The sequence below is a fragment of the Paenibacillus sp. p3-SID867 genome (assembly GCF_025142895.1).
GTDB lineage: Bacteria > Bacillota > Bacilli > Paenibacillales > Paenibacillaceae > Paenibacillus_AQ.
Genome location: NZ_JAMBDM010000022.1, coordinates 72412 through 91212 on the forward strand (window position 1 = coordinate 72412; position 18801 = coordinate 91212).

Sequence of the window (18801 nt, forward strand, 5' to 3'; positions counted from 1 at the left end):
CTCGTAATTAGATTTGCCGACTCCATTCTCCATATTGCATCAATGGTTCGATGTGTATCGATCAAACTCACGCTTTTTTCTGCTCCCCTATCTGCTTGTCAAGTTCTGCATCTTTTTCCAGCAATTCTGGATTAATCGTAAGATCCTCCGCTTCATATAACGGCCTGAGCTCAATCTCCCCTTGTCCAAATCCATGGGGATCCGGATAACGATGAGCCCATTCTATTGCTTCTTCTTTCGATTTGACCTCAATTAGCGTATATCCCGCGATTAATTCTTTTGCCTCCGTAAACGGACCATCAATGACTTTCGGTTTCCCTCCAGGTACCGGATAGGAAATCCGAATTCCGCTTGAACTTGGCTGCAGTCCGGCCCTATCGAGCAAAACACCGGCTTTCGCCAATTCTTCGTGGTACTTTTGCATGGCACCATAAAGCTCCTCACTCGGCATAACCCTCTCTTCTGAATCTGTTGTAGCCTTGACAATGATCATAAATCTCATAATTGTTTACCTCCTATTTTATTGAGAAGCTTCGTATTCCGATGTAAAGAGCGTTTGGGTAATCAGCTTCTATTTATACGAACGAACTAATCTTGATTGGATCGACAGCGATTAAAAAAAATTTCGGAAAAAGCGCGCGAATCTCTAAGATAATGTTTAAATACTTCTAAATCCAAATCTAAATTTCTTCTTACATTATCGCGAAATCCCAATGGATCTGAAGAATATTGGTATACATTGAGTTTATAGTTATCTAAATCCTCTTCAGATAAATTGCTTTCCAAATAATTTCCAACTTCCGTTATGTCACCTTCACCCTCTGCTCGGGTATAAAATAAACCAAAGATCATACCCACAGTTAGCAAGGGGCCAAGTACTTACATCGTTAAAATAAAAAAAATGCGTATTCCGCGACTTCTTATGTGTGTATCTTCTTGTCCTCAAATAGCACACAAGTTAATGATGAGTTTATGACCGATGAGTGTGCTCCTTAATTAATTTTCTTGGGCAGGTGTTCCGATACCAACTGCCTCTGCAGCGGCATAAGTGATTCCTGGCATTGATAACTCACAACATTCCGGTATGTTAACTTCCTCCTCTATCTCCAAGATCATCTAATGCCATCTAACTGTTGTCCGAACGTAGACTCCGTGTCTCTTGCAGCAGCAATCATTACACCGCGTTAAGCCAATTCCCGATTCATCCCCCTTCTTTGATGGTAAATAATTAATTGAATCTCTTTTATTTATCTGACTCCCAGCGAAGGGGCATGGAAAGCTATTTCAGTCTTTCTTTGATCATTCTGCAGAAAGGAATTCTTAAATGAATATACTGGTGGTAGATGATCATGAAATCAATCGAGTCGTATTGTTTTAAATCCTACAGAAACTTGGCTATGACGTTGATTTAGCGACAAGCGGCCAGGAAGCCCTTAAAGCGACTCAAGCGAAGTCGTATCAGCTCATTTTTATGGATATTCAAATGCCGCTCATGGGCGGAATGAAGGCAACAGAAAAAATCTTCGAATCAGTTGCACCAGCCCCATATATTATTGCTGTGAGTGCGAATACATCTGTGAGTGAAAAGAACCATTGCTTAGCGCTAGGTATGATCGATTACATCGAAAAGCCTATATCCTTCCATAAAATCAAACAACTCCTTATTACACTGGACAAAAATATCCAGCCTTCGCTACTCGAATGAGCTCCATCAAATTGCTGCCAACCCCAATTGGGTGCCAGCTACGTTGGTATTACAAAGAAATTGTATACGTTCCGAAGCTAACCTACAATGTAGCAACGTTTATGTCATAATCCTACAATGTGGTCACTTTTGTGCATTTTATAATGACACAATTATGACAACAGAAAAATAAAAAGCCTGATTAATCATGCTTTCTTGAACTAATAATTGTAGACACTTTTGTGTCATCAGACAGTTTTGTGCACTCTAACGTTAAAGACAAGACTTGTACCCTTTGCCGTAACTTGCCCTTTTTCCTTTTAGAATTTCTTCCATCATCGTTTTAACAAAAAATTAAAACCCGTTGGAGTTATCCATCCAACGGGTTTTAAACTTCATTTTTTAGACTGGTAATTAGTTTTCAGTCCGTCAGCATCACGCCATGTTGCCGAAAGACGGTTTTCCCGCAAGCAAGTAGTTGTTTTCCTGATCAATCTTATCTTGCCGGAAGATAAGTCAGAACAACGACACCTGAACCGAATGTCTTTGTTTCCGCCAGTTCCAGCACTTTCTTATCGATCTCTTCTCCAAAGAGACGTTTTCCGTTTCCAAGCACAACTGGGAAAACCATGAGCCGATATTCGTCGATGAGGTCAAGCTGCATCAGCGTTTGAACGAGCGCGCAGCTGCCATATACCAAGATATCCTTACCAGGCTGCTGCTTCAGCTTGGATATTTCCTCTGTGATATTGCCCTTGATCAGCGAAGAATTGTTCCATTCCACTTTTTCCAGAGTTGTTGAAATCACGTGCTTGGGGTAACCGTTCATCATCCGGCCATATTCCCCTTCCTTCTCGATCAAAAGAGGCCAAGCCGCTGCAAAATTAACATACGTTTCGCGTCCAAGCAGAAGAGCGTCGCTTGCTTTCAGTTCATCGAACTTGAATTGCTTTGTTTCCTCACTACGGAATTGGATCGTCCACTGCGGATTCTCCATGACGCCATCCAGCGATACAAACTCAGATACAACTACTTTTCTCATTTTCATTCTCCTTTTTTTTCAATACTATCCGCTGTCTGATTGTACGATAGCGCGAGTAATGCTGACATTTACCAGGGAGTTTAGGATGACTTTCCAGAAAGTGTGGAACTGCCGGCAGGCCAGGTGGAGAGCACTTCCTCAGCAACAGACTCTAGCATGTCGCGACTGAAGCCGGCTTTGGCTTGAACAGCCATACCGTGGAGCACCGCCAGCACGAATGCAGCTAGCGCAGCACAGTTAGTAGTCTCCGGCATACTCGACAAACCAGTGACCTGGCAGGAATAGGATCAGATACTTCAGGGGCATTATTGACCACAGAATCTTTTGTAAGTGGATAACAGCTAAATCAAAAAAAGAACACTCCTGAGATAGAGTGTTCTTTGATTTTTATCCACGTGATCTACCCTGGAATTACCCCTTTAATGAGGTTTAGTGATATACAATATTTACCTCCTACTTTGCCCCTGGTGACAGCAACGCTGGTATTACCCCAATTAGTGTGGATACTCTTCAACAAGTCAACAGTTTATAAAATATTTTATTAAACTTAAATAAATGGACCCGAATTAATATTATTCGGATAATCGACAAATAGATATATATAATTTACCACAATTAAAATTAATATTAAGATTGCTACAATAACCACAGCTACTTTATTGAACTTTTTGGTTTTCGTTTTGTCTTTTAGTAGAAAGTTAAATATCAGAAGTAATACAGCTAGGACAATCAAAAGAGCTATCGTAGGAGAAATTAATAATCCTATCTTATCTTGTGATGTTAAATCTCCTGGATAGTATGAACTCGCGTTATTTCTAGAGGTTTCAATATTTATTAAGGATAGACGTGTAGCTAGCCATGTAACAGTAATACTTATTATTCCAAATAAAAATAGTAATAGAATCATAAACCAAATCTCCCTTTAAGCAAAGATGCCAATGCAAATAACATTGGCATCCACATTATTTTCATTTGAATCCATTCCAAGCCGTAGTTCTGTCTGTGCTATCAATGCTAGTTGGAAACTGTATCAGAGCTCCACTTTTCAACATAATATTGAAGGGCTCAGAATAACTTGTGTATCCTTGAAGAAATACTTGGTCCTCCATTGATGTATATGTATTTATATAGACTATAAGGAATGGCAAATTAAATTTTCATAGTTAAATATTAACAACTATTTTTATTGTCTGGATGGGCGCTCTCGTCCCAATACGATGTATGGAAAACCTACACCCTATCATTGGCTGCCTATAAGTACACATCGAGTGGTCTTTACCGCCTTTAAAAGAACAAAATAGAATCGTTCAAGAAATCAAAAAAATGTTACTTGTAGCGAATATGAGGTAATTAACAGGGGGGCAATTGTTGGATTTAAAATGAAGGAAGATATATAAACCGAACCTGCCCTTTGGTGATTGATCCGATCCTACTTTATTCCACTTATCTCGGCGGAGGGGGCGGTAATCTGCTTCTTACTCAGGCTCAAGGTATCGCCGTCGATGATTCGGGTCATGCGTTCGTAACAGGATTTACGGATATCCCAAACTTTCCGACGACCCCGGGCGCTTTTCAAAAGGATCCTCAAGGAGGATTTGACGCCTTTGTGATAAAGATGAATCCAGCCGGGACCGCCCTTGTCTACGCCACCTATCTCGGGGGAAGCGGTGAAGATCGAGGCTTTGCTATTTCGGTGGATGCTGCGGGTAACGCGTATGTAACGGGATATACGGAATCCGCCGACTTTCCGGTGACCCCCGGCGCACTGGATACAACATTCAAGGGCATGCGGGAGGTATTTGTTACTAAGCTGAACTCATCCGGTTCCGCTCTGATCTACTCGACCTATTTGGAGGGACTCGGTTCCCTGCGTGATGAGGGCCACGGTATCACAGTAGACGCTTTGGGTAACGCATATGTGACGGGATTCACAGATGCTACCGATTTTCCGGTGACCCCGGGCTCTTTATAAACTTAGGGTTAGGTACTTATCTACTCGGTAATCGGCTCATGTTCTTGTCCTTTACGGCAATCGGTACAAGTTCTTGTCCTTGGCTCGAGACAAGACTTGTACCGATAAAACAAAAAAGCCGCAAAATAGCGACTTTCAATGGGACCATGTTCTTGTCCCTCGACACCAATAATTGTTCGGGTTGTTGTTATATGGAAATCTTTTCCTTATTTATCGATAAAAAACTTTATTTTCTTTTCGCTAAAAACACCAAATAAAGTCATCATAGAAGGATTCTTAACCTCATCTCATCAGATATATCATGTTGAAGAAACCGCGATAGTCGCGGTTTCCTGCAACATGCCGATTCGATGCGTTACGGCGTAAGAACGCCGTCGCCGATAATAATTCGCTGGGTCTCGCCATATTTGCCTGAAGTAGGAACGATGATAAACTGCAGCGTGCGGACGCCACTCACATCCACATCCAGGTCGAGTGTAGCGGCCTTTGCCGAACTGAGCGACAGCATTTTCAGCACTTTTCCGTCGCCCATGACCTTGACCTTGCTGCTTCCGTACTCGCTTCCGGCGGTTAGTTTGTCGACTGCGACTTTGGCGGTCAATCGCTTATAGTGCTGATTCAAGCCGACTGAAAAGGAGGGAGCCTCGGTCCAATGATATTTCTGGATAAAGGCGATTCCGTCGGCGAACAGATTGCCGCTGGCGTTCTCCAATATCGTATTGTTCCAATCGTCGAAGCTTTCGGTGACGTCCGTTTCGTTGCCGGGAACGATGATCTGCTGCGTTAACAGCTCTTGGCCCGACGGGGCATATTCCTTCCCGGTCGCGAGGTCGATGTTCACTTGAACCCCCGCAATGTAGAATTTCAGGTACTTGGCTTCGGCCGGAATTCTGTGACGTAAATCAAACTGTACGGCAAACTCTTTGCCCACTCCGGCGAACAGCTCCTCTTCCATCCAATTCGTATCGAACAGTTCATGGGACGGCACATAGAACGACGCGGGGGTTTCAAGATCGACATCTGCCCCCGACGTCAGTTTGCCTTCGACAGTCACCGTACGCTCCTGGATGGCGATTTTGCTGATCTCGACCGTCATCTTGCCGTTCACGGCGCTTAAGGAAGGCTGAAGCTCCGTATCCGGCAACGCCGCGACCTCCTTGAGCGTCGCCGTCTCGCCTGCAGGGCCGATTTCAGTTTTTTTGAACGTCTCGTCTTTGTTCAATCCAAACCGGTAATCGAGCCGAACTAGCGTTTGGTCCAGATCGTCCGAGACTGGCTGGTATGCGATGGTGTGGTCCGGGAAATGGCGGAACGTAGTGTCATCCTCGTCCAGCTCGACCGAGCTGCCGTCGCTGAACACGGCCTGGATTTCGGGGGCAACCTTCGTGGAAGCCAGACGGATTTCCCCTTCGTATTTGTAGATTAGCACGAGCTCGTTCTGTCTTACCCCTTCGCCTAGAAACGTAATTTTTCCCGCTCCATTTTGCAAGAGGACTACATCCCGATTGTTGTACGTGACCGGAAATTCGATATATTTCGCTTTTTCCAACTCGATCCGGGAGAAAAAATCCTCTGGAGTGCTTCCCACCGCTTCGGCGAAGCCGTCCGCGAATTGTCGCAGCTCCGCTACGCCGCTTTCGGCATGATCAAACTCAAGTTTCCCGATACTGGCTTCGATCTCGCTTACAATCGGATCGATTCTCTTGGTTTTGGTGTTATCCGTGAATTGATTCCGCAGATCCGAGATTTCCTTGTACAGAGAGGTCGTTGAGAACTCTTCGAGATTTGATTGAATATCGCTTAGCTCCCCGTTCATTCTGACGATTTCCTCAGCCTCTGCGTTCTCGATATCGAGGCCTGCGACTGACTTTTTCACTTCCTCGGTACGCGATTTCAGATCATCCAGTCTGCCTTTCAGTTCTTCTGCATTCATCAGCAGCTCATTGGCAATCACAATCCGTCCTTCGCCGTACTTCAACTTTTTAGGGTCCATCTCCGTTACTTTGCGGTACTGGGTGATAGCGGTGTCCACATCCAGGCTCTCCATCGCCTTATCGGCGTTCGCCATATGCTTCTCGTACTCTCCGCCGCCGCTACTGCAGCCGGCCAGCAACCAGAGGCATCCCAACAACCCGACCCATGCACGATTTCGGTTACGCATTCGGAGCGCTTCCTCCTTTCATTCCGGGCGCAGCGGTCCGAAACCGTCCTTTCCGGTAAATGACATACGCCGCGATGATGACGACCAGCAGCACGCCAATCCATGTCATCCACGACTTATTCGCAGACGGTTCGTACGCGATGATAGCTTCATCACCGGCCAGTTGCAGCGTACGAGGCTTGCCTTCGGCAACGGTCCCTCCAGCGGCATACAGAATATTGCCCGGCACCGTAACCGTGATTTCCATTTCGTCGTCCAGGTTCAGATAGACGACAGGCTTATCCATAATCTTCTCGATGTCCTCGGGCGCTTCGACCAGTTCGTTGATCCGTTCGGGATAAAGCCGCTTCAAATCCGCGACCGTCGCAATCAGCGAGTCTTCCCCGCCACTCAGCGCGGTCAGGCTATCGAACGAAACCGTCGCGTCGACTTTCCCGTCCTTCTCCTTGAAACTGTCCAGTCGGATGACTTCTTTTCCGGCATCCGCGTTCGCATTTGTGATCTCTTTCTCGAGTTCATCCTTCAGTTCATCGGCGGATATCATCCCCGAAAGATCAACCGAGAACTCCCCTTTACCCGAGCCTTCATCATGGATGACGAGATCCAGCCTTCCGCATCCCGTTATGACGACAAGCATCATAACAGACAGTGCGATAACGATTTTTCTCATCTTTTATCTCCCGCCTATCGATTGTTGTGTACCCGCAGCTTACTCGATAAAGTGCATCTTGCCGTTCACTTCGAGCGATATGGAAGATTGGCCGAGCTTCTCTTTCATCTTTTTGGCATAATCGACAACCTGATTGATCGCGGCTTTATCCAGCTTCTCCGCGAACGCGTAGACGATCGTCACTTTTTCTTTGATCAGCTTCTTATTGTCGTCCACCCAGGCTCCCGTCCCTTCAACCGCCGTTGCCCCTCCGAACCAGCCTGAAAACTGGGTAAGCGCTTCGTCAACGAACTTTTCGTGCGCCTCTTCGGTAATCGGAATATCCCCGTTCACCGTGGAAGGAACGTAGATTTTCACAACGTGGCCGAGTTGAAACTGGCCGTCTAGAGCGCTACCGGCGATGCCGTTCGCACTGGAGCTACCTTCCGCTGAACTGTATGATTGCTGCATAGGTACAACGAAAAGAGCCAGTGCGAAAACAACAGACAGCGCGGCAAGCCACATCTTCTTCTTCATTATCCGATCTCCTTTGTCTCCTCAATTTAAATACCCACCAGTCGGTATTTACTTCACCAGTATAAAATGTGGAGATTTCATGCACAATGGGAACTTAGTCTTATAAAAATGGCCGTTTGGTTCCAAAAACTGCGGTGGAATCGGATTGACGGAAAACGCGGCAATAAGGGTTATGGAGCGAAAAAGTCACTCCTTCGTAAGACGATCGGATTGTAATACCTCTAAAAAAACCTCCATCATATCTACCAACGGTACTTGTTCGTCGATATAATGCTGGATATTGTACCCCATAAACAAAGCAACTCCCGCCGTAAAGAGCCTTTCGGAATCGAGGTTTTTGTTGATGAGCCCTTCCTTCTTCATCTCCTCGAAATAGGGGATCAGGGTATGCCGCCATTCATCGATCAACGCTTTCAGTTTTTCATGGACGTTAGGCAACTGACGGGAAACCATCGCCGATTGCAGCAGAAGCTGGGAGAAACCCTTTTGATATGATTCTTTCAATGTCAGCTTGGATGATTCCATATAACTATCCATCAAGTTCTGATTCTTCCGGTCCAAAATATGCTGCAGTCCTTCAAAATATTCGCGAAAGCTTTCTCTCAGAATCCGGATCAGAAATTCTTCCTTCGATTCAAAATGGGCATAGAACGCCCCTTTGGACAGCTCCGCTTGTGTGACGATTTGATCGATGCTGGTGCTTGTATATCCCTGCTTCGAAAACAAATCGATTCCCGTTTCGATAAGCTTTCGCACGGTACGTTCGGACATTTCCTTATGTTTCATGACATATTCTCCTGTTCAGCAGATTATTCGATATATCCGAGTATAACATAACGTGGTCCCGCCGCAGTAACCAGCCGTAGCGCATGCGCAAGCCCAACTAACTCCTAAACTTGTTGCAATGTTGACTATCAAAAAAGCAATTTGATTTTTGCCAGTTTACTTAATTGTCATTCCGCTCATTCCCTCACTATTTTGATATTGCTTCCCGGTTGTATTATTCTGGAAACATAGAAGTCATTGATAGGAGAGTTTTAGGTTGGATAATTCGAATAAATTAGCAAACATTATTACTATCGTAGTCACACTCTTATTTGTATCATTATTAGCTAGCATTATAGCTGCAGTTGTCACATTCTTATGTTTATTAGTACTTTATTAGAGTCTAACAATAGCAGTAGGTAATAGAAAAAGCGACTTTTTTTAGTGAACTAGAAATGGCTAATGACGTCATGACGAATGAATCATTTGAGGACAACGAACAGGTAGATTCCGTTACCGCTTTTCGTAGATCCTCGCACCTGATTCGACAGCATCGAGCCACCTTCACGAGGAGACCGAAGGGCATTTTTTAAGCGTAGCTCCTTCTGCTAAACCAAAAGCAGAAGGGGTCTTTCCTTTGTCCGGAAATGCCTGGCAATTTTAACAGGTATCTAGTGGTTATTGAGAAGAGGAAGGATTTAATAGAGCTATTGAAACAATTAGGTATGTAATTGAGAATAAATGCAATAACCCAAATCAACAAGATCGATCTTGGAAAAGACAACCCCTAAAATGGAGTTCTTTCAAGGATAATGTGATTAATAAGAGCCCATCTGGCTCATGGATATCTCGAATTGCTCCATCGTGTAATGACATCAGCCTCTTTTGATATACCGATTCTAGAACTCTTGTTACTTATTGATGTTTATTTCGTATTGCCCTTAATAGCCTCGACTTTTAAAACTTTTGCTTAATCAGTCCCATTGAATTCAACTTTCAATTCAACGTCCTGATACGAAGGGAGATCGTTCTTATTGATTGTGTTATGGTACAGCTTTTTCCTTCAGAAATATAAAGGTATGGTAATTCAAGTATGGTTAAACGAAAGTCAAAGAGAAGTTATGAATCAGTATAGTCTTGCTGATTTGCATGAACATGGATCCGCTTACTTTGAACTTTTGACTGCCATACATATACCCCTTGATGAGCATCCTTCATTTAAAGCATTCCAGCAAATGTGGAAGTCTCATGCCGAAAAACGTACACCGATTCAATATCTCCTAAATAGTTCTCACATTTGGCGAAGAGCATTGCTCGATAGTATGTGGTCTTATTGTGATGAATTGGAAGTACCAGTTCATGAAATGAAAGCAATCATTCCAGTTGTGCATACTCGAATAGATAACATCCAGCAGCATACTTGTGTCGTCTATTGGGAACATGACAATTCGATACTGAAAGAAAAAGAAGAAAAAATAAGCCAGTTGCACAATGACCGACTTACAATTCTAGGTAAGATGGCCGCATCAATGGCGCACGAATTAAGAAATCCTTTGACCGCGATTGAAGGTTTTATGCATCTCATTCGCTCTGAAATGAATAGAAGTTCTTTTGACCAGCGTAAGATCAATGGTTTTCTTGATATTATACAGGCGGAATTTAAAGGGTTGTATGGACAGATTACTGGATTTTTTAGCATTTTCCAAAGATGTTGGGACAGACGAGCCGCAGGATATTTGTACTTTAGGCGAAATCATTGAATCTGTTCTTGAATTATTGAGCCCACGATTAATAGATGAGAATATTGAAATCAAACTATTATTACATTGCAATAACCTATTGGTTATACAGAAAGTTTCGGTTCAACAGGTCTTAACCAACATCTTGATCAATAGTATAGATGCATTATCTTCTAATAAAAATTCAAAGGTAATTGAAATACATACTTATGATGATAATATGAACTGCTATATTGACGTGATAGATAATGGTTTAGGGATACCACCGAATATACAGAACACTATTTTCACTCCATTTGTAACCAGTAAGAGCAACGGTACAGGACTCGGGCTAGCAATATCCAAGGAAATAATGAAAAAAAACCAAGGTGATATATGCTTCACCTCCCAAATCGGCGAAACAAAATTTACATTATCCTTTAAAAAGGAAATCTAAAAATCAAATTCCTGATTTTATAAGATGGGAAGGCTAACATGTTCCTAAGTAAAACTTAAGAAACAGGGTTTCCCTCATATAAAAGGACGAGGATCTTCCTCGCCCTTTTATTTTTTGTTATTATCTCATGTTTTTCCAATCATTCCACCAGACTTTTTGAAATGCCTGGCTTTTCCGTACCTTCGCTGAATTGTTTGACGTACATCAGGAACGGTATCCTGCCATTTATTTCATCAGTAAGTTTATTTATTTCTTTATCTTAATTTGCTTTTTTATGGGTGGCTACCCTACCCATATATTAACACTCTTTAAATGTGCAACTAATAATCAATTATTTCGTTAAAAATCGGGGGGACATTGATTGTTTTTAAATATTTTATAATGAAGTTCAATCAAACTTTTAGTGAAGTTGTTGGTTATAATACACTAATCACTGGTTAACCTCGGATCTATACTTCAACAATACATCCAGTTCAGTTAATCAGTGCTTTACGCATAAAGAATATAGGTACAAGTTGATACATTTAGAAATAGTACCAACTTTTTCATTTACTATTCAGGAGGAAAAGTATGCGCTTGAAGAAATGGATTCTATTTTTTATCACACTGATTGTAGTCGTATATGTGTCATTTGGCGTTTGGATCGCTAAGGATACTAAGGTTATACTTGAAAAAGCTATGTCTGGAGCTAAGAGCAATTATGAAGAACATATGGATGAGTCTGTTTATAAAGGAATCAATCTGCATGAACGTGGAATGACTACTGAGTATACATATAATAAGGCTTCCCATGATGTAGGATTGGTGTTCCCTTTGCACTTATTCTTTGTCACTAAAGCCTTCGTATCCAACAACTATTCCGAAGACGAATTTGGATTCCGTGAGTCCGTTAACCTAAGCTTAAAACTAAAAGACGGTAAATGGTATGCAACTAAAGTTCAAACCATAGGCTACTACTAAGGATATTTGGTAAAAAATTGGTTTTCTGTTCCTCTTTGTTTGACGGCTTAAAGTTTAACCTGCAACGGAGAGGAATTTCTTTGAGCTGGTTTTTTGCTGAATCCTAGGAATTTCCACAGAGAAGGTAGTCTAGTTAGATCGATTGGAAATTCTAATGTCGGATTCTAGTTATCGTTTTTTGATAAAGATCGGAAAAGCTTGAATACAGTAAGAATAGTCGCTATTACACGGTCATAAAATCACAAACTATTTTTGATTTTCTTTAATTTCTTTAAGTATTTTTATAACTTCTTTATCGTGTTTTTTTGATCTATTTACATGCCCAATGACACTGAATATAGCGTAAGTAATTAATAAAAATTGCAAAACTCCAATTAACTGAAATAACCCTTCCAAAAATCATTCCTCCTTATTGTTAGACTAATAATGTTTATTAATCTAAGGTTCCTAAGTTTTTATCGCATCATGAATTCTAGCAAAAATTCAGCGAAGTTGGCTTCAAAGTAAATGATAGAACACCCTCAAAAATGGTGGGCGGAGTGACTTGTACTCCACTTGAGGCTCTTCAATAGTAATCTGGCTCTTTACCTATGTTGCGTCCTAGGAGTCAAGTTTTCTGTACTTGTATTTAACAGCTAGCGCTGAATGTATGGCGGCTTGTTTCACTTTCTTCTTCTGTTCCTCAGTGGTTTCCCTAAAAAAAACCGAATTACTAGATACGTCAAGTAACGCTTCACATGCTGCTTGGACGGAGAGTAGTTCATCTTGAACAATATAATAGGAAATTTGATAGCAGTAATTCTCATGTTGTCTTAATATAGCTGCTTTTGCTTGTATGTCCATACTTTTCATGAAGTTCTTACTTGACCCGAGGGAGTTGCAGATGTCATATCAGTGTTGCACTGGGTGCAAGTTAATGCCATCGAAAATTGAGCCATATAGTATCCAGTTTTCATGATATCCATTGCTTTTGACCTGTTTACTATAGTGTTACATTTAATACAAAATACATGCTCATAGTTCTTTTTCATATTTACGATGTCCCCTAAGTGTTTGTCTCTCAAGAAATTATAGCGCATTATCTGCAATCTTCCCAAGAGGTAATTCAAGGGGGTTATGGTTTTACAACATGGTCTGCGTGAAGCAATTTGAAACCCTCTATTTCGGACAGGATAGATTGATTAACCACCTAGTTTGAAATAATCACGTCGGCCAAGATCAAGCATCATTATCATTGAAGTGTGATATAATTAACAAAAAGCTGAATATCGGAGGCAAGTCATGGAAAATGAAAAATGTGACTTGATACACCCAAACGGTGTCAAGGAAAAGAAATTGGAAGTGATTGATGGCTTCACGATCAAGTACCATGCAAACGGAAAAACAATATGGTCAAAGGGAAAGATAATTGATGATAAGCCAGACGGCTATTGGGAATGGTATCGTCCCGATGGAACAATAAAGCGTTCAGGGTATTTTGTGATGGGCGAGCCTGTTGGTGAATGGATCACCTTTGATAGCCAAGGCAATAAACACAAAACTACCATTCGCGATAAATAAAATGACAAGGAAGATTCATCACTTCAGATTTCCGCCTCACATTAATATAAAAACTAAAAACCACTGATTTCATTCCTGATTCAGTGGTTTTTATAAACTCATTTTTTTTACGTTGTGATAAGTATATTTTCGTTTGATAGATGATTCACCTGCCTTATTTGTTGAACTATCGTTAGTTGAATCGGCTGTCAAAGACATGGCGGCCGATCCTTTATACTAGCGTTCCCGTGGTTAAGTCTCCCTGGGATAAGAAAGTCCCTCCACTTTCTTATCAAGCGAAGCAAGTCTCCACGATCTCCGTAAAAACAAATTCTCAAATACTCTCCCAATACTCTTGAACGTCCTATTGAACTATGCATCCAGTTTTCTCTGTTTATCGTTTGACCATTATAGTTTGAATCAAAGCCATAAGAAAAACAATTAATTTTTTGAGATAAATACTTCGCCAATGTACGATATTGCCTGCCAGAACCATGAGATTTGCAAACGAATAAAAGGGATTCGATTTCATTGAAATCAAATACTTCTTTAGCGTATAACACATTCTCTAAAGTGTTCCTAGAGCGATCTTCATACACGATTACATTTAAAGGAATGCCTGCCTCCGTTAGTTTATTAACAATGACATGCGCTTCGGGTACCGTTTTATCTACCCAATTCACATGCTTAATTCCTGTAGGGCTGACTCCTCCTGTGACCAATAATCATTTTGCCCAAGCCTTTATTATAAGCGTCAATCGCGGCTTCCCAATGCCCAGGATGTGTACCCCCGAAAACAAAAATAGCATCGCAAGGTAATATTTCCTTAGATAAGAAAACGATATCAGTTAATTCGTTTATCTGTTCATCAGTTAATTCAGGAACTATAGGATCTTTAGGTATTTGAGGTTGCATATGACACCCTCCTAAATTCAAATCACTATTTAAATATATGCGTCGCACCAAATTAAGGACTGACAATTTACATAAACCTGCCCTTAAGTTGGGTAATGACGGTTCACATTGACAAGCCGTTAATATCTCCTTACTCTTTCCTACCCATTTTGTTGCACAAAGGCAGTCGATCTCGTAAACCGGCTGTCTTCTTGTCTTTTATTGAACTAACGTTCGCCGTTAGCGCAGTGGATGGTGCTATTCGTTATCCAAGTGCACTGATGTATTGGGCTGTCCTTGAGCGCCCGTAAGTTACTGTCGTTGGCGTTCATTTGCTTCGATTTGACGGAGGATTTCGTCAACGACGTGCGCGATCGGTGCGGTGGCGTCGATTATAATCCCGTTGTTAGGAACGCCTTCTTTCGTTTGATGCAAGCGCGCACTAATTTCCCGTTCCTCTGGTCTGCCACCCCAGTCAGTTGGGTCCAGCGCCACTCGCTCATCAATCCGCCGGAGAGAGGTTTCCAGGTCGACCTCAAGGACAAACACGCCGTCGAAGAGGTCGATGAATTTGGTGTAATTCCGCGAACCACCGCAGAAAAATGTTACCGCCTCATCCTGATTGTCGACCAAAGCTTTTACTATATCAACATGCCAAATGTGGTGTTCGGGTTTAAAGCCATCCGTCGGGGTACCAGTTTCCGGATCGCCTTGATATGCCAATTCACGGTCACCATGAATAGCATGGTAGCCGCGCCGCTGCAATTCGTTGCAGACCGTAGTTTTGCCGGCGCCGGAAACGCCTCCAATCAGATAATTCCTAATGCCCATGGCAGACCCTCCATTCAACTGGATAAGCACAATATATTAGATGTTTCTATCTGTCACTAAACTGCCCGTTTTTAGTTTAACAAAAATAAGTAGCAAGCCGAAGCTTTTCATTCGTATCAGTAACCACAAACAGGCACGATTTGACCAACATATATTTTTCTTATTCGAAACCGTATTCTCACATTCCTTGCTGTCTATATAACGGAACCAAGCCAAATAGTTTTGCAAATACTTGGTCGCAACACCATTGAAGCGGTCCATCCATTTCTTCAAGCGACTGTGGTAGCTGTTGACGTTTTGAATGTGGTATACACCTTTCACACGTTGTTTTCCGTCGGATTTGAAGCGGCAATGAGCTAAGCCTTTCGCGTTCGCATAGGAACTGAATGCTCGCCAGGCATCCGTACAAAGCACGTTAGAGTCCGATAGATGACCGCCGATCGCTTCATCCAGCTTCGTTGTCTGAATACCAATCTTTGGTAGTAGTTTTACCCAATTATCGTTCTCCACTATTAATTAGTTTTCCTCTTGTAGAGCCTACCTATAAAATGAATTAAAATATGTATTATTGTAATAAGAGATGCCATCTGTATAGACTTTATAAAGCTAACCCCTACAAAGTAATAAACTCATAAGCAAAGTTGCAAAAAAATAAACTCCCACTCCTAAGATAAACTTAAACATATTTACACCCCTTACCTTCCCATGCCCGTTAGTTGAATTAATGGGCAGACGAACGATATGACCGGCTGCCTCTTTATCTTTATTGAACTAACGTTTCTCGTTAGCTATGTAAGCCTGCTTTTTCTAATTCAGCTTATTATCCTACCTCAGTTAGATGGGATCACCTTCAGCATTAATCTGAACGACCGTTTCGCTGAGCTGTAACGGCATGGTAGCCGGCAAGTGACCGCTTTGAAGGACAGCTTCGATAAATGCCGTGTGGCTTCAATCGTAACGGAATGAACCGGGGAAGCATGAAGGTCGCCGTAGTGGAGCGGCACGTCGGAGAACGACATATGTTGTGCTCCGTATACCCGATAGAACCTGGCATTTATTAGAGCCTAGTAAGCATTACGTTGTCCATCGATGTAATCGTACGCGATTTTCTCATTCATGACTGCTGCCATCGATCCATAAGTCGAAGCCTCTTGCCGCAACAACAAAACCGGAACAATGGACGTATTTCATCCAGACAGAAGAGGTGAAAGCTAGGATCGAGAAGGATAGCAGCCTTGATGCGATTCATTAACTTGGCGGCTTCTAGGACTGCCGCACCGCCAAGTAAACACGGATTCGTGCGAGGCACTAATAGTGACAATAATATATCCCCTCGGCACAAGATTCGAGATAATCCCAAGATACATACCGCGTTCTACACCGAATCCCGGTGAAAAGAGAATCACTGGCCATGTTCCTTTGTTTGCATCTGTCTTATCACGTGTCGTCAAATTATCGATGACGTTCAGATTTTCAAAACCCCCATCTTCCTTAAAAAAATAGCGGCTACTTCCGTTTGACAAGGTGCGTATAGGTCTAGCCCTCTAAGTGGGTGCCCCTCGGACGAGGGGTAAAAAACGCTGATAGCGAGTCGTGGGTTCTGTTCCAAAACTCGTATGATCCTCCCGATCATCTTGTCACTCCATTCGTGAATGCTATATAAATATTCCACTTGTTTCCACCTAATCCTTCCCGTTTGCTTAATGAAACGGCATGGAAATATAGTTAGATACTTATCTTCGGTAATCGGCTCATGTTCTTGTCCTTTTCGGCAATCGGTACAAGTTCTTGTCCTCGACTCGGGACAAGAACTTGTACCGATAAAACAAAAAAGCCGCTAAATTAGCGACTTTCAATGGGACCATGTTCTTGTCACCCGACAATTTATCACTCTCCTCCTTCTCATTTAAACAAAAATTTAAACAAAAAAATAAACGACTGCCTTCTCTTGTCTTCTATTGAACTAACGTCTCCCGTTAGCGCAATATGGCTGTGGATGAACCGACAATAGTCAAGAGTTAAATGCTATTTTAACGCCATTAACAAATCATCAAATTTTACTCGCCATTCTCGGTGAGTCGTCCATTTAACATCTTGATTGTCACCATGTCTCCTAGGGACAATATGGAAATGAGTGTGAAACACATCTTGTTGTGCCTCGGCTCCTGAACTGTTGATTATCTGGACATTTTTTGATTCCTAACTTTTTGTTATATAACATAGTTATCTCTTTAACAACTGACATTACTTTTATCAATTCATCTATTCGTTCGTATATAATGATTATGATTTCGCTTAATTTTTGGAAGGATTTATCAAGGAATCTGCCCTTAGCTAAAAAAAGGAGCGTATTCGGCTCCTGTTTAATCTGCCCGTAAGTTTGAGAAAAAGCAACCGACCATAAAGCCGGCTGATTCAGATATATCTTCATTGAGCTATCGTACCTGTTAGTTTAATCCTTAGATAAAGTAAGGCTCTTAACGGTACATTTGTACAAACCACATTAGCAGCCGATCACATTGATCTGCTGCTTTCTTTGTATTATTGCACTATCGTCTCCCGTTAGTAGGTATAGGTAAAGTAATGCTTTTAACGGTACATTTGAACAAACCACATTTTAAACCCATGTTTCTCATAAAAACCAATAATTTTTTGCCACTGCTTAGTCGCAGAATATACAACAGACCGAGTTATGCCATTACCTTCTGCGGTTTCAAGAAGCTTATCTACCATCACGTGACCTATATTTCCACTTCGATACTCAGGGTGAACATATACCTCATCTACCTCTAGATAATGCTCTCCCTGCTCGATTACAGCTAACCCGTCGCTTACATGTACACTACCAGTTATATAGCCTACAATTTCTGAGTTGATTTCTGCAACCCAGAAATAATCCCCGATATTGTTCCTTAACAACTTTTTGGTATTAACCCCCAAACCGTAAGTGATACATTCTGAGACCCATATTTCAGACAGGTTAGCCACATCCGAAAGGTCCGTTTCTTTTGCTTTTCTAACAGTAAACATTTATATCACCACCATTTATTATTTTTTATAAGTAGTTCAATTGTTAATAGTCAAATTCCTTGTCAAAGATTACTGCCCGTTAACGTAGTGAAGGAAAAATAAGTTATATGCTGGATTTACTTCCCACGTTTGCTGCCCGTTTGTATAAAAGTCAAAGGAGCTGCAGCAAATCAGCAGCTCCTCAAAGTACGTACTTGTTTGTTCAGCAACAAGAAAAATCTACTTCGAAATAAATGTTTGGTGTTTGATTATGAACTCAGGTTTCGTTAAATACGCCATGTAATTTACCGCTCCATTAAAGTCCAAATAGGCCTGATAGCGGGTGCGAATAGCGGGGTTTTCTATGAAATCAAGAACTTTATCCTTCGCCACCCAGCGACTATCGGTTGTTTCCTCAGTAACAGCTAATAACTCCCCACCAACAGGTGTACATACGAAATCAAACCCAACTTGCGTAGGAACATCAGTCACACCATCATACCATTTAAAAATCCCTGTATTTGAATAGACACCAATTAAGTAGCTAACCGTAGTGTCAATTCCACTTTCCTCTTTGATTTCG

General features: G+C 41.9%; 21 protein-coding genes and 2 pseudogenes. 7 read left to right on the forward strand and 16 right to left on the reverse strand.

The window, feature by feature from the left end; genetic code table 11:
• Positions 1-67: 67 nt before the first annotated feature.
• Complete coding sequence (locus M4D81_RS29735; RefSeq protein WP_260069105.1) at positions 68-502, reverse strand: YciI family protein; 435 nt, start codon at positions 500-502, stop codon at positions 68-70.
• An 876-nt stretch (positions 503-1378) separates the two neighbouring features.
• Here M4D81_RS29735 and M4D81_RS34910 point away from each other — a divergent pair.
• Positions 1379-1705: a response regulator gene (locus M4D81_RS34910; RefSeq protein WP_397376793.1), complete on the forward strand. Its 327-nt coding sequence runs from the start codon at positions 1379-1381 to the stop codon at positions 1703-1705.
• A gap of 475 nt (positions 1706-2180) precedes the next feature.
• Here the strand turns inward: M4D81_RS34910 and M4D81_RS29740 are convergent, their stop codons facing one another.
• The gene (locus M4D81_RS29740; protein WP_260069106.1) at positions 2181-2726 is read right to left on the reverse strand and encodes a dihydrofolate reductase family protein; all 546 of its coding nucleotides are present in this window, start codon (positions 2724-2726) and stop codon (positions 2181-2183) included.
• A 547-nt stretch (positions 2727-3273) separates the two neighbouring features.
• A complete protein-coding gene (locus M4D81_RS29745; protein WP_260069107.1) occupies positions 3274-3633 on the reverse strand; it encodes a hypothetical protein in 360 nt (119 codons plus the stop codon).
• 507 nt (positions 3634-4140) lie between these two features.
• Here M4D81_RS29745 and M4D81_RS34915 point away from each other — a divergent pair.
• Together M4D81_RS34915 and M4D81_RS29750 are read left to right on the forward strand one after the other, a co-directional pair.
• A pseudogene (locus M4D81_RS34915) lies at positions 4141-4269 on the forward strand (SBBP repeat-containing protein); the annotation flags it as partial.
• A gap of 72 nt (positions 4270-4341) precedes the next feature.
• A complete protein-coding gene (locus tag M4D81_RS29750) occupies positions 4342-4698 on the forward strand; it encodes an SBBP repeat-containing protein (RefSeq protein ID WP_260069123.1) in 357 nt (118 codons plus the stop codon).
• Between the two features lie 355 nt (positions 4699-5053).
• Here the strand turns inward: M4D81_RS29750 and M4D81_RS29755 are convergent, their stop codons facing one another.
• The 4 genes from M4D81_RS29755 to M4D81_RS29770 all read right to left on the reverse strand — a co-directional run bounded on the left by M4D81_RS29755 (position 5054) and on the right by M4D81_RS29770 (position 8831).
• The gene (locus M4D81_RS29755) at positions 5054-6859 is read right to left on the reverse strand and encodes an NPCBM/NEW2 domain-containing protein (RefSeq protein WP_260069108.1); all 1806 of its coding nucleotides are present in this window, start codon (positions 6857-6859) and stop codon (positions 5054-5056) included.
• Positions 6852-7529, reverse strand: a complete 678-nt coding sequence (locus M4D81_RS29760; protein ID WP_260069109.1) for a hypothetical protein — start codon at positions 7527-7529, stop codon at positions 6852-6854. The genes M4D81_RS29755 and M4D81_RS29760 overlap by 8 nt, the downstream gene beginning before the upstream one ends.
• Before the next feature lie 39 nt (positions 7530-7568).
• Positions 7569-8045 carry a DUF3574 domain-containing protein gene (locus tag M4D81_RS29765; protein ID WP_260069110.1) on the reverse strand — a complete coding sequence of 159 codons (477 nt, stop codon included), beginning with the start codon at positions 8043-8045 and terminating at the stop codon, positions 7569-7571.
• Between the two features lie 186 nt (positions 8046-8231).
• Positions 8232-8831 carry a TetR/AcrR family transcriptional regulator gene (locus tag M4D81_RS29770; protein ID WP_260069111.1) on the reverse strand — a complete coding sequence of 200 codons (600 nt, stop codon included), beginning with the start codon at positions 8829-8831 and terminating at the stop codon, positions 8232-8234.
• A 1019-nt stretch (positions 8832-9850) separates the two neighbouring features.
• On the opposite strand from M4D81_RS29770, the gene M4D81_RS29775 reads away from it, so the two are divergent.
• The 3 genes from M4D81_RS29775 to M4D81_RS29780 all read left to right on the forward strand — a co-directional run bounded on the left by M4D81_RS29775 (position 9851) and on the right by M4D81_RS29780 (position 11945).
• A complete protein-coding gene (locus M4D81_RS29775) occupies positions 9851-10570 on the forward strand; it encodes a histidine kinase dimerization/phospho-acceptor domain-containing protein (RefSeq protein WP_260069124.1) in 720 nt (239 codons plus the stop codon).
• The gene (locus M4D81_RS34920; protein ID WP_397376790.1) at positions 10482-10985 is read left to right on the forward strand and encodes a sensor histidine kinase; all 504 of its coding nucleotides are present in this window, start codon (positions 10482-10484) and stop codon (positions 10983-10985) included. Before M4D81_RS29775 ends, M4D81_RS34920 begins: the two co-directional genes overlap by 89 nt.
• A gap of 570 nt (positions 10986-11555) precedes the next feature.
• Positions 11556-11945 (forward strand): hypothetical protein, encoded by a 390-nt coding sequence (locus M4D81_RS29780; RefSeq protein WP_260069112.1) that lies wholly within the window; start codon positions 11556-11558, stop codon positions 11943-11945.
• A gap of 246 nt (positions 11946-12191) precedes the next feature.
• On the opposite strand, the gene M4D81_RS29785 is transcribed toward M4D81_RS29780, so the two are convergent.
• Positions 12192-12341, reverse strand: coding sequence for a hypothetical protein (locus M4D81_RS29785; RefSeq protein WP_260069113.1), 150 nt, complete (start codon positions 12339-12341; stop codon positions 12192-12194).
• 885 nt (positions 12342-13226) lie between these two features.
• Between M4D81_RS29785 and M4D81_RS29790 the strand changes: the two genes are divergently transcribed.
• Entirely contained in the window at positions 13227-13505 is a 279-nt protein-coding gene (locus M4D81_RS29790) for a toxin-antitoxin system YwqK family antitoxin (protein ID WP_260069114.1), read from the forward strand.
• A 188-nt stretch (positions 13506-13693) separates the two neighbouring features.
• Here the strand turns inward: M4D81_RS29790 and M4D81_RS29795 are convergent, their stop codons facing one another.
• The 8 genes and pseudogenes from M4D81_RS29795 to M4D81_RS29825 all read right to left on the reverse strand — a co-directional run.
• Positions 13694-14167 carry a YdcF family protein gene (locus M4D81_RS29795; protein WP_260069115.1) on the reverse strand — a complete coding sequence of 158 codons (474 nt, stop codon included), beginning with the start codon at positions 14165-14167 and terminating at the stop codon, positions 13694-13696.
• Between the two features lie 4 nt (positions 14168-14171).
• Complete coding sequence (locus M4D81_RS29800) at positions 14172-14399, reverse strand: hypothetical protein (RefSeq protein ID WP_260069116.1); 228 nt, start codon at positions 14397-14399, stop codon at positions 14172-14174.
• Positions 14400-14690: 291 nt separating this feature from the next.
• Positions 14691-15209 carry an AAA family ATPase gene (locus M4D81_RS29805; protein WP_260069117.1) on the reverse strand — a complete coding sequence of 173 codons (519 nt, stop codon included), beginning with the start codon at positions 15207-15209 and terminating at the stop codon, positions 14691-14693.
• A gap of 76 nt (positions 15210-15285) precedes the next feature.
• Positions 15286-15665, reverse strand: a pseudogene (locus tag M4D81_RS29810) (IS1595 family transposase); the annotation flags it as partial.
• Positions 15666-16039: 374 nt separating this feature from the next.
• Positions 16040-16228: a hypothetical protein gene (locus tag M4D81_RS29815; RefSeq protein WP_260069118.1), complete on the reverse strand. Its 189-nt coding sequence runs from the start codon at positions 16226-16228 to the stop codon at positions 16040-16042.
• Between the two features lie 1006 nt (positions 16229-17234).
• Positions 17235-17390: an HIT domain-containing protein gene (locus tag M4D81_RS34925; protein ID WP_397376794.1), complete on the reverse strand. Its 156-nt coding sequence runs from the start codon at positions 17388-17390 to the stop codon at positions 17235-17237.
• A 408-nt stretch (positions 17391-17798) separates the two neighbouring features.
• Positions 17799-18239 carry a GNAT family N-acetyltransferase gene (locus M4D81_RS29820; protein ID WP_260069119.1) on the reverse strand — a complete coding sequence of 147 codons (441 nt, stop codon included), beginning with the start codon at positions 18237-18239 and terminating at the stop codon, positions 17799-17801.
• A gap of 219 nt (positions 18240-18458) precedes the next feature.
• A partial coding sequence (locus tag M4D81_RS29825) for an NUDIX hydrolase (protein WP_397376791.1) occupies positions 18459-18801 on the reverse strand: 343 nt, incomplete at its 5' end.

Bases quoted from the DNA above. Each gene is read 5' to 3' on its own strand.
- M4D81_RS29735 (WP_260069105.1), bottom strand. From the start codon at position 502: ATGAGATTTATGATCATTGTCAAGGCTACAACAGATTCAGAAGAGAGG.
- M4D81_RS29740 (WP_260069106.1), bottom strand. From the start codon at position 2,726: ATGAGAAAAGTAGTTGTATCTGAGTTTGTATCGCTGGATGGCGTCATG.
- M4D81_RS29745 (WP_260069107.1), bottom strand. From the start codon at position 3,633: ATGATTCTATTACTATTTTTATTTGGAATAATAAGTATTACTGTTACA.
- M4D81_RS29750 (WP_260069123.1), top strand. From the start codon at position 4,342: ATGAATCCAGCCGGGACCGCCCTTGTCTACGCCACCTATCTCGGGGGA.
- M4D81_RS29755 (WP_260069108.1), bottom strand. From the start codon at position 6,859: ATGCGTAACCGAAATCGTGCATGGGTCGGGTTGTTGGGATGCCTCTGG.
- M4D81_RS29760 (WP_260069109.1), bottom strand. From the start codon at position 7,529: ATGAGAAAAATCGTTATCGCACTGTCTGTTATGATGCTTGTCGTCATA.
- M4D81_RS29765 (WP_260069110.1), bottom strand. From the start codon at position 8,045: ATGAAGAAGAAGATGTGGCTTGCCGCGCTGTCTGTTGTTTTCGCACTG.
- M4D81_RS29770 (WP_260069111.1), bottom strand. From the start codon at position 8,831: ATGAAACATAAGGAAATGTCCGAACGTACCGTGCGAAAGCTTATCGAA.
- M4D81_RS34920 (WP_397376790.1), top strand. From the start codon at position 10,482: ATGGACAGATTACTGGATTTTTTAGCATTTTCCAAAGATGTTGGGACA.
- M4D81_RS29780 (WP_260069112.1), top strand. From the start codon at position 11,556: ATGCGCTTGAAGAAATGGATTCTATTTTTTATCACACTGATTGTAGTC.
- M4D81_RS29790 (WP_260069114.1), top strand. From the start codon at position 13,227: ATGGAAAATGAAAAATGTGACTTGATACACCCAAACGGTGTCAAGGAA.
- M4D81_RS29800 (WP_260069116.1), bottom strand. From the start codon at position 14,399: ATGCAACCTCAAATACCTAAAGATCCTATAGTTCCTGAATTAACTGAT.
- M4D81_RS29805 (WP_260069117.1), bottom strand. From the start codon at position 15,209: ATGGGCATTAGGAATTATCTGATTGGAGGCGTTTCCGGCGCCGGCAAA.
- M4D81_RS29815 (WP_260069118.1), bottom strand. From the start codon at position 16,228: ATGTCGTTCTCCGACGTGCCGCTCCACTACGGCGACCTTCATGCTTCC.
- M4D81_RS29820 (WP_260069119.1), bottom strand. From the start codon at position 18,239: ATGTTTACTGTTAGAAAAGCAAAAGAAACGGACCTTTCGGATGTGGCT.